The sequence below is a fragment of the Micromonospora sp. NPDC002296 genome, from assembly GCF_040296145.1.
Classification (GTDB): domain Bacteria; phylum Actinomycetota; class Actinomycetes; order Mycobacteriales; family Micromonosporaceae; genus Micromonospora.
In genome coordinates this window covers 40,483-60,283 of the sequence record NZ_JBEOWQ010000002.1, presented here as the reverse complement: position 1 = coordinate 60,283, position 19,801 = coordinate 40,483, and the positions used below count along the sequence as shown (strand labels likewise).

Sequence of the window (19,801 nt, the reverse complement as noted above, 5' to 3'; positions counted from 1 at the left end):
GCTAATCTGAGGGCCATGGACGTGATCGGGCTGGGGGACGTGCCGCTGGGCCGTCTGTTGGTCACCGCCGGCCACATCGTCGGCCAGCAGTGGAACCGCTACCTGGCAGAGGAGCACGGCCTCACCCAGGCCGGCATGGGCACCCTGATCACCCTCGCCCGGTACGGCGAACTGCCGCACCGGGTGGTCGCCGAGCGCTGCTTCGTCCGGCCCGCCACCCTCACCGGCATCGTCGACACGCTGGAACGCGACGGCCTGGTGGAGCGGCACCGCGACGACGCCGACCGGCGCAGCGTACGGCTGACCCTCACCCCCGCCGGCCGGGAGCGGGTCGCCAAGCTCACCACCCTCATGCAGACCAGGGGACCGCTGACCTCCGTCGACGCCGATCCGGCGAAGGCAGCCGTGATCCGGGAGTTCCTGATCGAGGTCATCGGCAGCGGAGAGGAGCCACAGATGACGAGTCCCGAGACGAGACCGCAGGAGCCGGCGTGCTGATCCGGCTTCTCCGCACCCACCTGCGGCCCTACCTCCGCCCGCTGGCGGCGGTGGTGGCCTTCCAGTTCGTCGGCACGATGGCCTCGCTCTACCTGCCGAGCCTCAACGCCGACATCATCGACCAGGGCGTGGCCCGGGGCGACACCGACTACATCATGCGCACCGGCGGCTGGATGCTGCTGGTCAGCCTGGTGCAGATCGCCTGCTCGATCGCCGCGGTCTACCTCGGCGCCCGCACGGCGATGGGCTTCGGCCGGGACGTCCGCGCGGAGATCTTCGGCCACGTCAACCGCTTCTCCGCCCGCGAGGTGGCCCGGTTCGGCGCGCCCTCGCTGATCACCCGCAACACCAACGACGTGCAACAGGTGCAGATGCTCGTGCTGATGAGCTGCACGATGCTCGTCGCCGCGCCGATCATGAGCGTCGGCGGGGTGGTGATGGCGCTGCGCGAGGACCTCGGGCTGTCCTGGCTGATGCTGGTCTGCGTGCCGGTGCTGGCGATCGGGCTCGGGCTGATCATCCGGCGGATGGTGCCCGGGTTCCGGCTCATGCAGACCCGGATCGACACGGTCAACCGGGTACTGCGCGAGCAGATCACCGGCATCCGGGTGGTCCGGGCGTTCGTCCGCGAGCCGTACGAGACGGAACGTTTCGGCCGCGCGAACGCCGACCTGACCGTGACCGCCCTGCGCACCGGCCGGCTGATGGCCCTCATCTTCCCGGTGGTCATGCTGGTGCTCAACGTCTCCAGCGTCGCCGTGCTGTGGTTCGGCGCGCAACGGGTGGACGCCGGCCAGATCCAGATCGGCGCGCTCACCGCCTTCCTCGCGTACCTGATGCAGATCCTGATGGCCGTCATGATGGCCACCTTCATGCTGATGATGGTGCCGCGCGCCGCGGTCTGCGCCGAGCGGATCGTCGAGGTGCTGGACACCGACTCCTCGGTGGTCCCGCCGGCCGCGCCGGTCACCGAGGTGACCGGCCGGGGCGAGCTGGAGCTGCGCGACGTGCGGTTCGAGTACCCGGGGGCGAGCGAGCCCGTGTTGCACGGCATCTCCTTCCGGGTCACGGCCGGGCGCACGACGGCGATCATCGGCAGCACCGGAGCCGGCAAGAGCACCCTGCTCTCGCTGATCCCCCGGCTGGTCGACACCACGGCGGGCGCGGTGCTGGTCGACGGCGTGGACGTCCGCGAGCTGGCGCCCGACGAGCTGTGGCGGCGGATCGGGCTGGTCCCGCAGCGGCCGTACCTGTTCAGCGGGACGATCGCCAGCAACCTGCGGTACGGCAACCCGGACGCCACCGACGCGGAGCTGTGGACGGCCCTGGAGATCGCCCAGGCGCGCGACTTCGTCGCCGAGCTGTCCGAGGGGTTGGACGCCCCGATCGCGCAGGGCGGCACCAACGTCTCCGGCGGGCAGCGGCAGCGCCTGGCCATCGCCCGGGCCCTGGTCCGCCGGCCGGAGATCTACCTGTTCGACGACTCGTTCTCGGCGCTCGACCTCGGCACCGACGCCCGGCTCCGGGCGGCGCTGCGGCCGGTCACCGCGGACGCGGCGATGGTGATCGTGGCCCAGCGGGTCTCCACGATCGTCGACGCCGACCAGATCATCGTGCTCGAGAACGGGGGCATCGTCGGGATGGGCCGACACGCCGAGCTACTTGAGAACTGCCCGACGTACGCGGAGATCGTCGCCTCCCAGCAGAGCGCGGGGGTGCCGGCATGACCGCCGTACCGGGTCAGAAGCCCGCGCCGCAGGGACGGCCCGCGGCCGGCACCGAGGCGCGGACGCCGCCGCGGCTGCCCCCGGGCGGCCACCGCGGCGGCCCGATGCCGGGCGCCGGCATGCCGGCCGAGAAGTCGATGAACTTCGGGCCGTCGGCCCGCCGGCTGCTGGGGCGGCTGCGGCCACACCGGCTCCCGCTCGTCGTCATCGTCGGGCTCGCCCTGATCAGCGTCGGGTTCAGCGTGTACGGGCCGAAGATCCTCGGCCACGCCACGGACCTGATCTTCAGCGGGGTGATCGGCCGGCAGCTCCCGGCCGGGACCACCGCCGAGCAGGCCGTGGCGGCGGCCCGGGCGTCCGGCAACGACAACTTCGCCGACATGCTCGCCCGGATGGACCTGGTGCCCGGGGTGGGCATCGACTTCACCGCGCTGGGTCGGGTGCTGCTGCTGGCGCTCGGCCTCTACCTGGCTGCCAGCCTGCTGATGTGGTGGCAGGGCTGGCTGCTCAACGGCGTGGTGCAGCGCACCGTGCTGCGGCTGCGCGACGAGGTGGAGGAGAAGCTGAACCGGCTGCCGCTGCCCTACTTCGACAAGCAGCCGCGCGGCGAGCTGCTCAGCCGGGTCACCAACGACATCGACAACATCTCGCAGACCCTCCAGCAGACCCTGAGTCAGCTGCTCACCGCGCTGCTCACCCTGGTCGGCGTGCTGGCCATGATGTTCTGGATCTCGCCGCTGCTCGCGCTGGTCGCCCTGGTATCGGTGCCGCTGTCGGTGGTGGTGACCGGCCAGATCGCCAAGCGGTCGCAGCCGAAGTTCATCGCCCAGTGGAAGCACACCGGCGAGCTGAACGGCCAGATCGAGGAGGCGTTCACCGGCCACGAGCTGGTCAAGGTCTTCGGCCGGCAGCGCGAGGTGGAGGCGGCCTTCACCGCCAAGAACGAGGAGCTGTTCCAGGCCAGCTTCGGCGCCCAGTTCATCTCCGGGATCATCATGCCGGCGATGATGTTCGTCGGGAACCTCAGCTACGTGGCGATCGCCGTGGTCGGCGGCCTGCGGGTGGCGTCGGGGTCGATGAGCCTCGGCGACGTGCAGGCGTTCATCCAGTACTCCCGGATGTTCACCCAGCCGCTCACCCAGGTCGCCGCGATGGCGAACCTGCTCCAGTCCGGGGTGGCGTCCGCCGAGCGGGTGTTCGCCGTCCTCGACGCCGACGAGCAGAGCCCCGACCCGGCCGCGCCGGCCCGGGTGACCGACCCGCACGGCCGGGTCGAGTTCGAGCGCGTCTCCTTCCGGTACGAGCCGGACAAGCCGTTGATCGAGGACCTGTCGCTGGTCGCCGAGCCGGGGCACACGGTGGCGATCGTCGGGCCGACCGGGGCGGGCAAGACCACCCTGGTCAACCTGATCATGCGCTTCTACGAGCTGGACGCCGGCCGGATCACCCTGGACGGGGTGGACGTCACCACCCTGAGCCGGAACGACCTGCGCGGCCGGATCGGCATGGTGCTCCAGGACACCTGGCTGTTCGGCGGCACCATCCGGGACAACATCGCCTACGGCCGGCCGAGCGCGAGCGAGGAGGAGATCGTCGCCGCCGCTCGGGCCACCTTCGTGGACCGGTTCGTCCGCAGCCTCCCCGACGGCTACGACACCGTCATCGACGAGGAGGGCAGCAACGTCAGCGCCGGCGAGAAGCAGCTCATCACCATCGCCCGGGCGTTCCTGGCCGAGCCGTCGCTGCTGATCCTCGACGAGGCGACCAGCTCGGTGGACACCCGGACCGAGGTGCTGCTCCAGCGGGCCATGGCGGCGCTGCGCTCGGACCGGACCAGCTTCGTCATCGCCCACCGTCTCTCCACCATCCGGGACGCGGACCTGATCCTGATGATGGAGAACGGCAGCATCGTCGAGCAGGGCACCCACGATCGACTGCTGGCCGCCGGGGGCGCGTACCACCGGCTCCACCAGTCCCAGTTCAGCCAGCCCGATCCGGTCCTCCCCCCCGACCCCGTGTCGCTGCCCGCCGCCTCGGTCCAGGGCTGATCGTCGTGGCCGGAGATCCAGCGACAGCGATCGACCCCGGGCCGGGTGACGGGCCGGGGTCAGGGCAGCAGCGCCGCCGACCGGGTGGCGACCACCGACGCGACCAGGGCCAGGGCGTCGGCGGCGGGGCGCGGGTCCAGGCGGCGGCCGTCGCGCAGGCGCAGGGCGACCGCGCCGTCGGCCGCCTCCCGGGCACCGAGCACCGCGACGTACGGCACCCGGCGGCGGGCGGTGTCGCGGACCCGGGAGCCCAGCGACCCGCCCCCGTCGACCTCGGCCCGCAGGCCGAGCGCGACGGCGTCCCGGGCGAGCCGGTCGGCCGCCGCGGCCTGGCCCGGATCGTCGGGGTCGACCGGGAGCACGGCCACCTGCACGGGGGCGTACCAGGGCGGGAAGGCGCCGTCGTGCGCCTCGATCAGGTGGGCGAACAGCCGCTCCATGCTGCCGACCAGGCTGCGGTGCACCATCACCGGCCGCCGTCGGCCGCCGTCGGAGTCGGTGTACGACAGGTCGAACTTCTCGGGCTTGTCGAAGTCGAGCTGGACGGTGGCGAGGGTGGACTCCCGGCCGGCCGGATCGGCGACCTGGATGTCGATCTTCGGCCCGTAGAACGCGGCGTCGCCGGGGGCCTCGACGACGTCCACCCCGTTCAGCGCCTCCCGGAGCAGGTCCTCGGCCCGGCGCCACTGCTCGTCGGTGCCGACGTACCGCCGGCCCGGACCGCGCAGGGACAGCCGGAACCCCGCCGGGCGGACGCCGAGCGCGGCGTGCGCCTCGCGGATCAGCGCCAGGATCGCCGCGACCTCCTCACCCACCTGGTCCAGGGCGCAGAAGTTGTGCGCGTCGTTGAGCGAGATGGCGCGCACCCGGGACAACCCGCCCAGCACCCCCGAGCGCTCCGCCCGGTACATCCCGCCGAGCTCGCCGACCCGCAGCGGCAGCTCCCGGTAGGACCGGCCCCGGGCCCGGAAGACCAAGGCGTGGTGCGGGCAGAGCGCCGGGCGGAGCACGAACTCGTCGTCCGGGCTCAGCCGCATCGGCGGGAACATGTCATCGGCGAAGTAGCCGAGGTGGCCGGAGAGCTCGAAAAGCTCCCGCTTGCCCAGTGGCGGCGAGTAGACGTGCTGGTAGCCGGCCCGCCGCTCCAGCTCGTGGACGTACGCCTCGACGGCGTGCCGGGCGGCGGCGCCCGCCGGCAGCCAGATGGGCAGGCCGGCGCCGGCCAGCGGGTCGGAGACGAACAGCTCCAGCTCCCGGCCGAGCCTGCGGTGGTCGGTCATGTCGCTCTCCCTCGGGTACGACCCGGAGGCGACCTGGCCCGGAACGCCGCGAGGCCCCGGGGCGGTTCGCCCCGGGGCCTCGATGACGGTGACGTCAGTGCGGCGCGCCGGGGTTTCCCGGCGTCGTGGTCCATACCGCGCTGCGCATGGGTAGACGGTAGACCGGCGGCGGGCCGGCACGCATCCGATTTCGGGCCCCGCCGGCTGCGCGCACCGCGCCCGGGCGGGCGTGCGGGGGGCCTTCGGCGCAGGAGCGGGCCGCCGGCACGGGACCTGCCGGCGGCCCGCGGCGGCCCGGTGGTCGGAAACGGGGGGCCCGACGCGCCCGAGGCCGCGCGCCGACAACGGTACGCCGCCCGTAGCCGATCCGCCGCCCGGCTCGGCCCGTACGCCGAGGTCGCCAAGGGCGGCCGGGCCGCCGCGTCCTGGCGCGTCGGAGACGGGCCACGCCACCGCTGCGGCCCGTCGCGGCGGGCCGGCGGGCCCATCGTGTCGGTGGTCACCAACGGCCGGGGTGGGCTCCGGTGACCCCCGCCACGAGGCCAGGCTCGGGGCACCCGATCTGCCGGCCCCGGCGAGGTGTCAGTCGTGCTTGAGCTACTCACCCACATGGCGTCGCCGCTGTGGGCGTACCTGGCGCTGCTCGGGCTGCTGGCGGTCGACGCGTTCGTGCCGGTCATCCCCACCCAGGCGATCATGATCACCGGTGGGGCGCTCACCGTGTACGGCGGGCTGAGCCTCCCGCTGACCATCGGGGTCGGCGCGCTCGGCGTCTTCGTCGGCGACCTGGCCTGCTACCTGATCGGCCGGGGCGCACCGGACCGCCGGCAGGGCCGACAGGCCGAGCCGAGCCGGGTCCGCCGGATGGCCGGACGGATGACCCAGGGACTGCGCCGACCCGGTCCGCAGGTGATCCTGCTCTGCCGGTTCGTGCCGGGCGGCCGGATGGCCGCCTGCTTCGCCGCCGGCCGCAGCCGGTACCCGTACCGGCTGTTCCTGACGTACGAGGCGATGGCGGCGGCCGGCTGGGCCACGTACGGGGCGCTGGTCGGGCACCTGGGCGGGACGGCGCTGACCGAGTCGGCGTGGCAACTGCTGGTGATCGCCGCCGCGGCGGCGGCCGGTTTCGCCGCCGCCGGTTGGGCGATGTCGGCCCTCGGCGCCCGCCGCGCCAGCCCCGATGCCCCGGCGGACTGACCGACGAGCCGACCGGGGCGGCTACTCCAGCTCGTGCAGCATGAGCTGACGGGCGGCCTCCGTGATGGAGCCCGACAGGCTCGGGTAGATGGTGATCGTCTGGGCCAGCTCGTTGACCGTGAGGTTGTTCTCCACCGCCAGGGTGATCGGCAGGATCAGCTCGCTCGCCTTCGGGGCCACCACGACGCCGCCGATCACCTGGCCGCTGGCCGGGCGGCAGAACAGCTTGACGAAGCCGTCGGCCAGGTCGTCCATCTTCGCCCGGGCGTTGCCCCCCAGCGGGAGCATCACCTCGCGGGCGGGCGTCTTGCCGGCGTCCACCTCGTCCTGGGAGACGCCGACGGTGGCCAGCTCCGGGTCGGTGAAGACGTTCGCCGCGACCGTACGCAGCCGCAGCGGCCGGACCGCCTCGCCGAGCGTGTGCCACATCGCGATCCGGCCCTGCATCGCGGCGACGCTGGCCAGCGGCAGCACCCCGGTGCAGTCGCCGGCGGCGTAGATGCCGGGGACGTTGGTCCGGGACACCCGGTCGACGGTGACGTAGCCGCCCCGGGCCAGCTCGACGCCGTACTCGTCGAGGCCGAGGCCGGCCGTGTTGGGGATCGACCCGACGGCGATCAGCGCGTGTGAGCCCTGCACCAGCCGGCCGTCGGCCAGCTCCACCTCCACCCCGTCGGCGGTGCGGCGGACGCCCTCGGCACGGGAGTTGTTGAGGATGGTCATCCCCCGGGAGCGGAAGACCCGCTCGATGGCCATCGCGGCGTCGGCGTCCTCGTGCGGCATCACCCGGTCCCGGCTGGAGACGAGGGTGACCTCGACCCCCATGGCCAGGTACGCGCTGGCGAACTCGGCCCCGGTGACGCCCGAGCCGACCACGATCAGGTGCTCGGGCAGCTCGGACAGGTCGTAGACCTGCCGCCAGGTCAGGATGCGCTCGCCGTCGGGCACGGCGGTGGGGAGCTGACGCGGGGTGGCCCCGGTGGCGACCAGCACGGTCGACGCGGCGATCGAGTACTCCTCGGCCCCGTCGGCGGGGGTGACGACGACCCGGTGGGTGTGACCGAGCGTGTCCTCGCCGAGCCGGGCGGTACCGGCCACGAAGGTGACGCCCGCCTTCAGCAGCTTGGCCTGGATGTCGGCCGACTGGTGAAGAGCGAGCCGCTTGACCCGCTCGTGCACCGTCCGGGCGTCGACGGTGACCGCCTCCAGCCCGTCGGAGTGCACCCCGAACTCCTCGGTGTCCCGGTACCCGGTGACCACGGAGGAGCTGGCGATGAAGGTCTTGGACGGGACGCAGTCGGACAGCACACAGGCACCGCCGGCCCCGTCGGCCTCCACCACGGTGACCTCAGCGTCCAACTGGGCGGCGACCAGGGCCGCCTCGTACCCGGCCGGGCCCCCGCCGATGATCACGATCTGGCTCACAGCTATCGCCCCTCGTCCATGCTCATGGTGACTTTCTTCTCCTCGACGCGTCCGACACGCACCGTCGTATTCTCCCCCACCCGTCCGTGGGGCTATCGTCATCGCCGTGCGTCACTACGCCGCCTACGGCTCAAACCTGGACCCCGCCCGGATGCGTGCCTACTGTCCGCATTCGCCGATGGTTGGCATCGGCTGGCTGGAAGGCTGGCGGCTCACATTCGCGGGCGAGGGCGTCATCGGCTGGGAGGGCGCGGTCAGCACCATCGTCGAGTCCCCCGGCGAGCGGGTGTTCGTGGCGCTCTACGACATCAACCCGTACGACGCCGGCCAGCTCGACGACATCGAGGGGGTGACCTCCGGGACGTACCGCAAGCTGCACGTCCGGGTCTCCACCCTCGACGGGGACGTGACCGCCTGGGTCTACGTCTTCGACGGGTACGAGGGCGGCCTGCCGACGGCGTGGTACCTCTCGGAGATCGCCAATGCCGCCGAGAAGGCGGGCGCGCCCGACGACTACGTCAGCGAGCTGCGGGCCCGCCCCACCGGCACCGCGTCGGCGTAGCGCGTCTACCACGCCCCCAGTCTGCTCCGGGTGGGTGGCGGCGCGCGGAGCCGCCCCCCGTCGGGCGGCTCCGGTCACACACCGGCTGCCGGAACCACCCGCTCGTACATGTCGGTCCACCGCACCTCGCCCAGCCCCACCGAGCGGTAGAGCCGCCCACCGCCCGCCGCCGCCCGGCTATCTCCGCCCCGGCCGGTCTGGGTTCACCGGGTGGGCCGCCCCCGCACCTGCGCGCGGGTGGTGGCCAGCAGGTCCAGCAGCTCGGCGCCCTCGCCGGGGGCGAGGGCGCGGAAGCCCGCCGAGGCCAGCCGGTCGGTCACCGCCTCCGCCCACAACCGCCGCCGCACCAGGGGCCCGACCCGGGGGTACGGCGGCGGCCAGCCGCAGGCCAGCGCGCCGGCCTCCCCCTCCGGCCCGGCCAGCACCGCCTCCAGCGGGGTCATCCCGCCGGCCCGCACCGCCATCAGGTACGCCCCGGCGAAGTGCTCGCGCAGCAGCAACAGCCCGACGGCGACCCGGGCCCCCGGGGAGTCCCCCGGCGTCGGCATGGCCCGCCAGGCGGCAAACAGCGGCATGCCGCTGGCGTCCGCCGCGCCGACCACCCGGCGCAGCAGCGTGCCCAGCCGGCGCACCCCGGGCAGGGCGGCGAGATGCTCGTCGCCCCAGCGGCAGCACTCGGCGAGGCTCGCGGCGGCCACCTCCAGCGGGCGGATCACCCGGGCGGCGGCGTCCCAGCCGTCGGCGACGGCGTCCGGAGCGATGAAGCCGAGGGCGGCGGCCACCGTCGGGGCCCGGACGTCGCCCAGCGCCCCGGCCCGGCCGGTGACGTAGAAGGCCCAGCCGGAGATGCCCAGCAGACGGGCCCGGCGCAGCGTGCCGGGGCAGCGGGTGAACGTTTCCCCGAGCTCCAGCACGAACGGCTTGCTCGCGGCGGCGACCTGCTCCGGCGTCATCCCAATCAGTCTGCCCCGCCGCCGCCTCCGGCGTCAGTCCCCTCTTCGGCGTCGATCGCCTCGATCGCCCCCTCGACCTCGCCGGTGCGCCGGCGGGCGGCGGTGACGGCCCGTTCCGCCGCCCGCCGGGCCAGTTTCCGCCGGCTCAGCTCCTGCTCGGCCTCGGCGCGTCGCCGTTCCAGCTCGGCCAGCGAGCGCTCGATGTCGGCCAACTCCTCGGTGCCGTCGTGCTCGGCGTCCGCCGCGCCGGCCAGCTCCGCCTCGGCCCGGCCCTGGTCGGTACGCGCCTTCGTCAGTTCCCGTTCCAGCGCCCGACGCTGCCGGACCCGCTCGGCCCGGACGGCGCGTTCCGCTGCCCGCTCGTCGCGTTCCCGCCGGTTCCGGTCCCGGTCGGCGACCCGGTCCCGGTCCCGGTCGGTGGCCCGGTCGACGGCGGGCGGTGCGGGCTCCGCGTCGTCGGTGACCAGCCGCAGCTGGGGGCGGGGCACCTCGCCGAAGCCGGCGTAGCTGGCGGCCCGCAGCAGCCGGCCGGTACGCACCTGCTCGGCGACCGTGGTGTCGGACAGGGCGGCGTTGAGTGTCGCCTCCACCTCGGCCAGGGGCAGCTTCCCGCCCGGCGGGCCGCCCTCGGCGTCGGCCGCCAGCCGGCGCACCTCGGCCACCAGCGCGGCGACCACCGCCCGCCGCTGGGCGGAGAGTTCCCGTAGCCGGGGGCCGCGCAGGTCGCGCTGCGCAGCGCGCAGCGCCTCGGCGAGCCGGCCCAGGTCGGCGACGAGTTCGGGGCACCGGATGGCGAGCAGGTTGACCAGCCAGGCGGCCACGGTCGGGCGGCGCAGCCGGGCGATCTCCCGGGCCGTGGCCGGGTCACCGGCCCGCCGGGCCTCGGCGACGGCCGCGTCCCGGGTGGCGACGAACCGGTCCGGCGGCTCCTCGTAGAGCCGTCGGACCAGGTCCCGAGGGGGCGGCACCGGGTCAGGCGTCGAGCCGGCTGCCCGGTTCGAGGCGCTGGTAGTCGGTCTTGGACAGCGCCGTGTACTGCCGGTTGAGCACCGCGAGGCCGTTGTCGTTGAGCAGCCCGTCGTGCGCGGCGAAGGCGCGGCGCGGGGCGACCGCGCGGATGAAGTCGACCACCTCGGAGAACTTCGACCAGGGGGCGTGGATCGGCGCGAAGAGGGTGTCCACCTGGACGTCCTCGGGCACCACGAGGGAGTCGCCGGGGTGGTAGACCACGTCGTTGAGCAGATACCCGAGGTTGTCCACCACCGGGATGTCCGGGTGGATGACGGCGTGCCGTCCGCCGTACGCCCGGACCGGCACGCCGGCCGCGGTGAACGACTGCCCGGGGGCGACCGGGTCCAGCGCCTCGGCCGCGTCACCGAGGACGCCGGCCAGCGAGGCCGGGCCGTGGACGCGGAACGGCCGGCGGTCGAGCTGCCGGGTGACCGCCGCGACGTCGAGATGGTCGGGGTGCTCGTGGGTGATCAGCACCGCGTCCGCCCCGTCCAGCGCCGCCGGGTCGCTGAACCCGCCCGGGTCGACGACCAGCACCCCGCCGTCGTGCTCGACGCGGAGGCAGGAGTGGGCGTACTTGGTGAGTTGCATCATGACCCCCTGATTACCAAATCGTGACGTCCCTCAGCGCAGTCTGCCGGAACCCGCGGGTCTCCGCGTCACGTCTGACGTATCGCCCGACGGGCCAGGAACAGGGGGAGCGGGAATGGACGGACGCGCACGAGGTGCACTGCTGACCGCGGTGGGGCTGGCAGCCCTGCTGGCGGTGGGTGGGTGCGGTGGTCTCAGCGGTGGGCACTCATCGGAGGACTCGGCCGCATCGGCGCCGGAGAAGGCGGCGCCGGCCGGCGCGGAACCGGCCGAGGCGGGAGGGGCGAAGGCCGGTGCCGGTGCCGGTGCGCCGGACCTACGGGTCGACCAGCGGTCGATCATCTACACGGGAAACATCCGGGTACGGGTGGACGATGTGGACGCCGCCGCCCGGTCCGCCGTCACGGCGGCCACCGCGGTCGGCGGTTTCGTCGGCGGCGACGAACGCAGCAGCACTGGCGACAACGCCCGCGCCGAACTGGAGCTGCGGGTGCCGGCGGCGCGGTTCACCACCGTGGTGGAGGACCTGGCCAAGCTGGGCCGGCAGGAGCGCCGCTCGATCCGTACGGAGGACGTCACCGAGGAGACCGTCGACCTGGACGCCCGGATCATCACGCAGCGGGCCCGGGTGGAGAGCGGCCGCAAGCTGCTGGCCCGGGCCAGCTCGATCGACGACCTGGTGAGGCTGGAGGGCGAGGTGGCCCGGCGGGAGGCCGACCTCGCCTCGCTGGAGGCGAAGAAGCGCCGGCTGGCCGACCTGACCGCGCTCTCCACCATCACCCTCACCCTGGTCGGGTCGGACGCCGACACCTCCTCCGACGAGGAGAAGGACGGGACCGGCTTCCTGGTGGGGCTGCGCGGCGGCTGGGACGCGTTCGTCGTCTCGCTGGGCGTGCTGCTCACCGTGCTGGGCGCGCTGCTGCCCTTCGCGGTGGCGCTGGGCGTGCCCGTGGCGCTGCTGGTGGCGGTGCTGCGCCGGCGCCGGCGCAGGCCGGCGCCGGCGCTCAGCGAGTCGCCGCCAGTGCCCGCAGCGCGGTCTGCACCATGAGCCGGACGCCGTACGGGATGGCCCGCTCGTCGACGTCGAACGTGGCCCGGTGCAGGTCGACGTTCGGGCCGGACCGGCCGACGCCGAGGCGGGCCAGCGCGCCGGGGACCTGCTCCAGGTACCAGGAGAAGTCCTCGCCGCCCATGCTCTGCGGGGTCTCCGCCACGCCGTCCGGGCCGAGCGCGGCCACGGTGGCGGCGGTGAGCACCTGGATCGCCCCGGCGTCGTTGCAGACCGGCGGGCGGCCGCGCAGGTACTCCAGGTCGACCGTGGCACCGGTCGGGGCGATGACGTCCCGGACCACCTGAGCGACGATCTTGGGGGCCTGCGCCCAGGTGTCGCGGTCCATCACCCGCAGGGTGCCGGAGGCGCTCGCCTCGGACGGGATGACGTTGTTCCGGGTGCCGGCCAAGGCCTGGCCGAACACCAGCAGCAGCCCGCTGTTGGCCGGCACCCGGCGGGCGACCAGGGCGGGCACCTCGGTGACCAGCCGGCCGAGCGCGTCGACCAGGTCGACGGTCAGGTGCGGGCGGGCGGTGTGCCCGCCCGGCCCGGTGAGCTTGATGGTGACGTTGTCGGCGGCGGCGGTGATCGGGCCGACCCGCAGGCCGATCTTGCCGGCCGGCTGGTTGGGGTCGCAGTGCAGTGCGAAGATCTGCACCACGTCGTCCAACCCGCCGGCCTCGATGACCTCCAGCGAGCCGCAGGGCAGGATCTCCTCGGCCGGTTGGAAGATCAGCCGGACCCGGCCGTCCAGCTCTCCCAGGTCGGCGAGTTGGGCGAGCAGCATGCCGACGCCGAGCATCACGGTGGTGTGCACGTCGTGCCCGCAGGCGTGGCACACGCCGTCCTTCGTGGACCGGTACGGCACGTCCTTGACATCGTTGAGCGGCAGCGCGTCGATGTCGGCGCGGAGCGCGACGACGGGGCCGTCGGGGCGGCCGTCGATGTCGCAGATCACGCCGTTGCCCTTCGGCAGCATGCGCGGGTTCAGCCCGGCGAGGGACAACTCGCGGGCGATCAGGGCGGCGGTCTCGAACTCCTCGCCGGAGAGCTCCGGATGGGAGTGGATGTGCCGGCGGGTGGCGATGAGCCCGGGCACCCTCAGGGCAAGCAGGTGGTCCAGTTCGAAGGGCAGTGGCTGGGACCCGGACGGCGCCTCCGCCGAGTCCGACGACGCCAGTTTGCTGCCGTTCGGCAGCGTCAACGCACTCGTCACGTCGATATCTCGATCACTAGAAATGGATGGATCATCGGGGATGACAGCAGACAGCCTAGACCTCCGACGGTGACGCTGTGCAACTTCATTCCCGTAGCGATCGGATGGCGCAGCGTCACGAAAGCCCTGGTGGAAAGGCTCGACAATCTGCGGGACAGCAGGTAGATCGCGGTCGAACGTCGTCATCTGCCCCACACCTCCTACAACCGGTAACCGAGTCGGCGTTCCGAAATCACCGTCGATCCGGGGCAGCCGTTTCCCGAATTGTCGCATTAGTCGCTTCGGTTACCCGCCACTCGGACAATTAGCCGACCGCACACGGCGCGGCGGGACGACTCCCGACGGTGACACGACGGGACGCGACGCTCGCGCACACACTGTCCGTCCCGTTCACCCGGACGGGTTACCCAACGCCCCCGGGCCGCACACGCGGGGTCGCGGGGCGGCCGGCGGGGGCGCTCAGAACCGGTCGCTCGGGCGGTACGTCCCCCAGACCTGGCGCAGCGTGCCGCAGACCTCGCCCACCGTGGCCCGGGCCCGCAGCGCCTCCTTCATCGGGAAGAGCACGTTCTCCGTGCCCTCGGCGGCGGCGCGCAGCTCGGCGAGGGCACGCTCGACCGCGCCCCCGTCGCGCTCCGCGCGGAGCGTGGCCAGCCGCTCGGCCTGGGCCGCCTCGATCTCCGGGTCGACCCGCAGCGGCTCGTACGGCTCGTCGGTGTCGATGGTGAACCGGTTGAGCCCGACCACCACCCGCTCACCCGAGTCGATCTCCTGCGCGAACCGGTACGCGGACTGCTCGATCTCCCGCTTCTGGAAGCCCGCCTCGATGGCGTCGACAACCGAGCCGTGATCGGCCACCCGGTCCATCAGCTCGATCACCGCCGCCTCGATCTCGGCGGTCATCGCCTCCACCACGTACGAGCCGGCGAACGGGTCGACGGTGGCGGTCAGGTCCGTCTCGTACGCCAGCACCTGCTGGGTGCGCAGGGCCAGCCGGGCAGCCTTCTCGGTGGGCAGCGCGATGGCCTCGTCGAAGCTGTTGGTGTGCAGCGACTGGGTGCCGCCCAGCACGGCGGCGAGCCCCTGCACCGCCACCCGGACCAGGTTGACCTCGGGCTGCTGGGCGGTGAGCTGCACGCCCGCCGTCTGGGTGTGGAAGCGCAGCATCATCGACTTCGGGTTCTTCGCCCCGAAGTCGTCGCGCATCAGCCGGGCCCAGATCCGCCGGGCGGCACGGAACTTCGCGACCTCCTCCAGCAGGGTCGTCCGGGCCACGAAGAAGAACGACAGCCGGGGCGCGAAGTCGTCCACGGCCAGCCCGGCGGCCAGCGCGGCCCGGACGTACTCGACGCCGTTGGCCAGGGTGAACGCGATCTCCTGCGCGGGCGTCGCGCCGGCCTCGGCCATGTGGTAGCCGGAGATGGAGATGGTGTTCCACCTCGGCACCTCCTTGCGGCAGTAGCCGAACGTGTCGGCCACCAACCGCAGCGAGGGCTTCGGCGGGAAGATGTACGTCCCCCGGGCGATGTACTCCTTGAGGATGTCGTTCTGGATGGTGCCGTTGAGCGCCGAACCCTCGACCCCGGACTCCTCGGCCACGAGCTGGTAGAGCAGCAGCAGCACCGAGCCCGGCGCGTTGATCGTCATCGAGGTGGAGACCTTGTCCAGCGGGATGCCGGCGAAGAGCAGCCGCATGTCCTCGACCGAGTCGATGGCCACCCCGACCTTGCCCACCTCGCCGTGCGCGATCGGGTCGTCGGAGTCGTACCCCATCTGGGTGGGCAGGTCGAAGGCGACGGAGAGACCCATCGTGCCGGCCCGCAGGAGCTGGTGGTAGCGCGCGTTGGACTCCGTGGCGGTGCCGAAGCCGGCGTACTGGCGCATGGTCCACGGGCGCGACGTGTACATGGTGGGGTACACCCCGCGGGCGTACGGGAACTCGCCGGGGGCGCCCAGCCGGGAGTCCAGACCCTCGGGCAGGTCATCCGCCGTGTAGAGGCCCTTGATGGGGAAGCCGGACTCGCTTGACCGCCGTTCGCTCATCCCCGGATGGTAGGACGCGCCGACGCATCGACGGGTGAGGGATTCCGCACAGGGGCCCCCGACTTTCGGCGACCGCAGGGTGAACGACCGGACACGTACCGTGGAGTTCGGTAAACGTCCGTCGCGTCGGGTTTCGCATCGGGCGTCGGAACCAGCAAGATAGGGGAGTTGTGTCCCAGCCCCCTCGATTTCCCCCGGTGGCTTTTCTGTGACTCAGATCCCGACGTGGAGCGGCGGACCGGTCAGTCCACCCCACGGACGCGCGGCGCCCGGCACCACCATCGGTGGTCGCTACTCGCTCCGGTCCGCAGTGGGCAACGGCGGCATGGGCACGGTCTGGCGTGCCACAGACACCCTGTTGCGGCGCGACGTGGCGGTGAAGGAGGTAATCCTTCCGCCGGGCCTCGCCCCCAGCGACCGCGACTCGATGTACGAGCGGACGCTGCGCGAGGCCCGCGCCGCCGCGGCCATCCAGCACCCCGCCGTGGTCCAGGTGTACGACGTGGTCACCGAGGGTGGCCGCCCCTGGATCGTGATGGAACTGCTGGACGCCCGCAGCCTGGCCGACATGGTGATCGAGGACGGGCCGGTCGCGCCCCGCGCGGTCGCCAAGATCGGTATCGCCCTGCTCGGCGCGCTGGAGGTGGCGCACGCGATCGGCGTGCTGCACCGCGACGTGAAGCCGGCCAACGTGCTGATCTGCACCGACGGCCGGTGCGTGCTGACCGACTTCGGGGTGGCCAAGCTCCCCACCGACGTGCAGCTCACCACCCCCGGGATGGTGCTCGGCTCGCCGCACTTCATCTCCCCCGAGCGGGCCATGGGCCAGGAGTTCGGCCCGCCCAGCGACCTCTTCTCCCTCGGCGTGACGCTGTACACGGCGGTCGAGGGCCGGCCCCCGTTCGACAAGGGCGACCCGATCGAGACCATGCACGCCGTGGTCGAGGACCCGCCCGCCACCCCGCAGCGCAGCGGCCCGCTGACCCGGGTGCTGATGGGCCTGTTGGAGAAGGACCCGGCCCGCCGGCTCGACGTACACACCTCCCGGGCGATGCTCCGCGAGCTGCTGGCCGGCCCGCTGACCAGCACCGCGACCGCCGTCAACTCGGTCACCGACCCGTACGCGGTGGTGCCCGTGCAGCGGCCGGTGGTTGCTCCGCCACCGCAGCCCGCCCCGGAGCCGAAGCCGAGCGGGCAGATCGGCGGCCGGGCGATGCTCTCCCCCGAGGAGTCGCTGACCGACCGGCTGGCCGCGCTGCGCCGGGGCGAGAAGGCGAAGAAGAAGACCGCCGCCGCCGCGAGCGCCGCCGCGCTGGACGACACCAACGCCGACGCCCTCGCCGGCCCGCTGCACACCCCCACCGGAGCGATGCCCACGCAGGCGCCGACGTCGCCGGCAGGTCGGACCTACGGCGGGCCTTCGGAGGCCACCCAGCGGGTCGACGCGGGCGGGGCGCCGGAGGCCACCCAGCGGGTGACGTACGGCACATCGCCCGACGCCACGCAGCAGGTCCCGTTCGGGCCCCGCCCGGACGCCACCCAGCAGGTCCCGTTCGGCGTCGGGGCGAACGCCACCCAGCGGGTCGGCCAGCCCGACGCCACCCAGGCGGTGCCCGGCTTCGGCGGCCCGCCCGAGGCGACCCAGCGGATGGGCGGGACGTACGGCGGCGGCCAGTGGTCGGTGCCCGGTACCGGCCAGCCGTGGGCCGCCCCGGCCGCCGCGCCCGCCCCGGCCGGCAGCAGCGGTGCCCCCGGCGGGGTCGGCGGCCTCGTCGCCACCGTCAAGGGCTGGCCGCGCAAGGTCCAGCTCGCGGCGGCCGGCGGCCTCGTCGTGCTGCTGCTGGTCGGCGCGGTCGTCCTGTTCGGCGGCGGCGACCCCGACCGGCCGACCACACCCGCGGCGCAGCCCACCACCGGCGCCGCGGCGCCGGGGGAGATGCAGGAGCAGTCGGCCCGGGGCGTCACGGTGCAGGTGCCCAAGGGCTGGCAGCGCAACAGCGCCGGCGTGTGGGTCGACTTCGTCGACCCGGAGGACAGCGGTCGCAAGGTGCGCGTCCTCTCCGAGGAGTGGGGCGGCACGTCGTCGATGCGCTGGGCCGAGGTCGCCGAGAAGGGCCTCCGGACCAAGTCGACCTCCTGCCCGAAGCCGTACAACCAGGTGTCGATGACCGAGCAGAAGCTGGACGGCCAGGCCGCGGCCGAGTTCGAGTACACCTGCGGCGAGGGCGACGGCATGCGGCACGGCGTGTGGCGCGGGGTGGTGCACGAGGGGAAGGTCTACTCGTTCTACCTCTCCTCCACCGACGCCCGGTTCGCGGAGAGCAAGCCGATCTTCGACCGGATGGTGGAGTCGTTCAAGCTCGGCGGGGCGAACTGAGCCCCGCCGGGCCGACCGGAGCGAGGCCGAGGGGACGCGGTGATCCGCCGCCTGCTATCAAGAGGCATGGCGGCGGAACCCATTGACCTTGACGACATTCGCGACCGGGCCCGGCGGTGGCTCGACGACGACCCAGACCCGGCCACCCGCGACGAGCTGCGAGCCGTGCTCGACCGGCTGCCGGCGAGCGCGCCCGAGCTGGCCGACCGGTTCGCCGGGCCGCTGACCTTCGGCACCGCCGGGCTGCGCGGCCCGCTGCGGGCCGGCCCGAACGGGATGAACCTCGCCGTGGTCAGTCAGGCCGCCGCCGGGCTGGTCGGCTGGCTCGCCGCCCAGGGCGCGACCGGCCCGCTGGTGATCGGGTACGACGCCCGGCACGGCTCCCGGGAGTTCGCCGAGCGCACCGCCCAGGTCGCCACCGGCGCGGGCCGCCCGGCCCTGCTGCTCCCCCGCCCGCTGCCCACCCCCGTGCTGGCGTACGCGGTGCGGCACCTCGACGGGGCGGCCGGCGTGATGGTCACCGCCAGCCACAACCCCCCGCAGGACAACGGCTACAAGGTGTACCTGGGTGCCCGGCTCGGCGGCGAACTGGGCGCGGGGGCGCAGATCGTGCCGCCCGCCGACGCCGGGATCGAGGCGGCCATCCGGGCGGTCGGCCCGCTCGCCCAGGTGCCGCTCGGCCCGGCCGGCCAGGTGCTCGGCGACGACCTGGTCGCGTCGTACGTGGACCGGGCCGCCGCCGTCATCGACCCGGCCGGCCCTCGGGATTTGAAGGTGGCCTACACCCCGCTGCACGGGGTGGGCGCGGCGGTGCTGACCGCCGCCTTCGCCCACGCCGGGTTCGGCGTCCCCGGCGTGGTGCCCGAGCAGGCGGAGCCCGACCCGGACTTCCCGACCGTGAGCTTCCCCAACCCGGAGGAGCCGGGGGCGGTGGACCGCCTCGTCGCGCTCGCCGAGCGGACCGGCGCGGACCTGGCGATCGCCAACGACCCGGACGCGGACCGCTGCGCGGTGGCCGTCCGTGACGGCGGGCCGGCGAGCGCGAGGAGTGAGCCGGCGAGCCCTCCGGTCACGGGCGAGGAGCAGCGCGGCGGCTGGCGGATGCTGCGCGGCGACGAGGTCGGTGTCCTGCTCGCCGACCATCTGATGCGCCGGGGCGTGCGGGGTCTGTACGCCACCACGATCGTGTCGTCGTCCCTGCTGCGGGCCATGTGCACCGCCCGGGGCCTGCCGTACGACGAGACGCTGACCGGGTTCAAGTGGATCGTCCGGGCCGGCGGTGGATCCGCGCCGCTGGTGTTCGGCTACGAGGAAGCGCTGGGTTACTGCGTCGCCCCGGAACACGTACGCGACAAGGACGGCATCACCGCCGCGCTGACCGTCGCCGAGTTGGCCGCCGGCCTCAAGGCGGAGGGGCGCACGCTGACCGACCGGCTGGACGAGTTGGCCGCCGAGTTCGGCGTGCACCACACCGACCAGCTCTCCGTCCGGGTGGACGACCTGCGGGTGATCGCCGACGCGATGGCCCGGGTCCGGGCGGCCACCCCGACCACGCTGCTCGGGCACCCGGTCACCGAGGCGCGAGACCTGCTCCCCGAGGCGGACGTGGTGATCCTGCGCACCGACACGGCCCGGGTGGTGATCCGCCCGTCGGGCACCGAGCCGAAGCTCAAGGCGTACCTGGAGGTCGTGGAGCCGGTCGCGGACGGCGACGTGCCGGCGGCCCGCACCCGCGCGACGGACGCGATCGCTGCCCTCCGCACCGAGATCGCCACCACCCTGAACCTCTAACCCCCACCCCACCCCCACCCGCGCCTGTTGC

General features: G+C 73.6%; 15 protein-coding genes. 8 read left to right on the top strand and 7 right to left on the bottom strand.

Going from position 1 to position 19,801, the window contains the following annotated elements; genetic code table 11:
* The first annotated feature begins 15 nt into the window (after positions 1-15).
* Genes ABT023_RS02080 through ABT023_RS02070 form a run of 3 tightly spaced genes read left to right on the top strand, consistent with a single transcriptional unit; the run spans position 16 to position 4,273 of the window.
* Positions 16-498 (top strand): MarR family winged helix-turn-helix transcriptional regulator, encoded by a 483-nt coding sequence (locus ABT023_RS02080; protein WP_350880724.1) that lies wholly within the window; start codon positions 16-18, stop codon positions 496-498.
* The gene (locus tag ABT023_RS02075) at positions 492-2,225 is read left to right on the top strand and encodes an ABC transporter ATP-binding protein (RefSeq protein ID WP_350880723.1); all 1,734 of its coding nucleotides are present in this window, start codon (positions 492-494) and stop codon (positions 2,223-2,225) included. The genes ABT023_RS02080 and ABT023_RS02075 overlap by 7 nt, the downstream gene beginning before the upstream one ends.
* Positions 2,222-4,273: an ABC transporter ATP-binding protein gene (locus ABT023_RS02070; protein WP_350880722.1), complete on the top strand. Its 2,052-nt coding sequence runs from the start codon at positions 2,222-2,224 to the stop codon at positions 4,271-4,273. Before ABT023_RS02075 ends, ABT023_RS02070 begins: the two co-directional genes overlap by 4 nt.
* Before the next feature lie 59 nt (positions 4,274-4,332).
* On the opposite strand, the gene thrS is transcribed toward ABT023_RS02070, so the two are convergent.
* On the bottom strand, positions 4,333-5,553 hold the full coding sequence (gene thrS / locus ABT023_RS02065) for a threonine--tRNA ligase (RefSeq protein ID WP_350880720.1): 1,221 nt from the start codon (positions 5,551-5,553) through the stop codon (positions 4,333-4,335).
* 588 nt (positions 5,554-6,141) lie between these two features.
* Between thrS and ABT023_RS02060 the strand changes: the two genes are divergently transcribed.
* Entirely contained in the window at positions 6,142-6,750 is a 609-nt protein-coding gene (locus ABT023_RS02060; RefSeq protein ID WP_350880718.1) for a DedA family protein, read from the top strand.
* A gap of 21 nt (positions 6,751-6,771) precedes the next feature.
* Here the strand turns inward: ABT023_RS02060 and ABT023_RS02055 are convergent, their stop codons facing one another.
* Complete coding sequence (locus ABT023_RS02055) at positions 6,772-8,175, bottom strand: NAD(P)H-quinone dehydrogenase (RefSeq protein WP_350880716.1); 1,404 nt, start codon at positions 8,173-8,175, stop codon at positions 6,772-6,774.
* Positions 8,176-8,281: 106 nt separating this feature from the next.
* Between ABT023_RS02055 and ABT023_RS02050 the strand changes: the two genes are divergently transcribed.
* Entirely contained in the window at positions 8,282-8,737 is a 456-nt protein-coding gene (locus ABT023_RS02050; RefSeq protein ID WP_350880714.1) for a gamma-glutamylcyclotransferase, read from the top strand.
* A 203-nt stretch (positions 8,738-8,940) separates the two neighbouring features.
* Here ABT023_RS02050 and ABT023_RS02045 read toward each other — a convergent pair whose 3' ends face one another.
* From ABT023_RS02045 to ABT023_RS02035, 3 genes are read right to left on the bottom strand one after another with little or no spacing between them, the layout of a single operon-like run.
* The gene (locus tag ABT023_RS02045; RefSeq protein ID WP_350880712.1) at positions 8,941-9,690 is read right to left on the bottom strand and encodes an SCO6745 family protein; all 750 of its coding nucleotides are present in this window, start codon (positions 9,688-9,690) and stop codon (positions 8,941-8,943) included.
* A 5-nt stretch (positions 9,691-9,695) separates the two neighbouring features.
* Positions 9,696-10,658, bottom strand: a complete 963-nt coding sequence (locus ABT023_RS02040) for a hypothetical protein (protein ID WP_350880710.1) — start codon at positions 10,656-10,658, stop codon at positions 9,696-9,698.
* 4 nt (positions 10,659-10,662) lie between these two features.
* Positions 10,663-11,292, bottom strand: coding sequence for an MBL fold metallo-hydrolase (locus tag ABT023_RS02035; RefSeq protein WP_350880708.1), 630 nt, complete (start codon positions 11,290-11,292; stop codon positions 10,663-10,665).
* Positions 11,293-11,407: 115 nt separating this feature from the next.
* Here ABT023_RS02035 and ABT023_RS02030 point away from each other — a divergent pair, with 115 nt between their 5' ends.
* Positions 11,408-12,340 carry a DUF4349 domain-containing protein gene (locus ABT023_RS02030; RefSeq protein ID WP_350880706.1) on the top strand — a complete coding sequence of 311 codons (933 nt, stop codon included), beginning with the start codon at positions 11,408-11,410 and terminating at the stop codon, positions 12,338-12,340.
* On the opposite strand, the gene ABT023_RS02025 is transcribed toward ABT023_RS02030, so the two are convergent.
* Both ABT023_RS02025 and ABT023_RS02020 read right to left on the bottom strand, forming a co-directional pair.
* Positions 12,297-13,559, bottom strand: a complete 1,263-nt coding sequence (locus ABT023_RS02025) for an amidohydrolase (protein WP_350880704.1) — start codon at positions 13,557-13,559, stop codon at positions 12,297-12,299. The genes ABT023_RS02030 and ABT023_RS02025 overlap by 44 nt on opposite strands.
* A gap of 459 nt (positions 13,560-14,018) precedes the next feature.
* On the bottom strand, positions 14,019-15,602 hold the full coding sequence (locus tag ABT023_RS02020) for an acyl-CoA mutase large subunit family protein (protein WP_350880702.1): 1,584 nt from the start codon (positions 15,600-15,602) through the stop codon (positions 14,019-14,021).
* 208 nt (positions 15,603-15,810) lie between these two features.
* On the opposite strand from ABT023_RS02020, the gene ABT023_RS02015 reads away from it, so the two are divergent.
* Positions 15,811-17,979 carry a serine/threonine-protein kinase gene (locus ABT023_RS02015; protein ID WP_350880700.1) on the top strand — a complete coding sequence of 723 codons (2,169 nt, stop codon included), beginning with the start codon at positions 15,811-15,813 and terminating at the stop codon, positions 17,977-17,979.
* A gap of 66 nt (positions 17,980-18,045) precedes the next feature.
* Positions 18,046-19,770, top strand: a complete 1,725-nt coding sequence (locus ABT023_RS02010) for a phospho-sugar mutase (RefSeq protein ID WP_350880698.1) — start codon at positions 18,046-18,048, stop codon at positions 19,768-19,770.
* Positions 19,771-19,801: the final 31 nt, after the last annotated feature.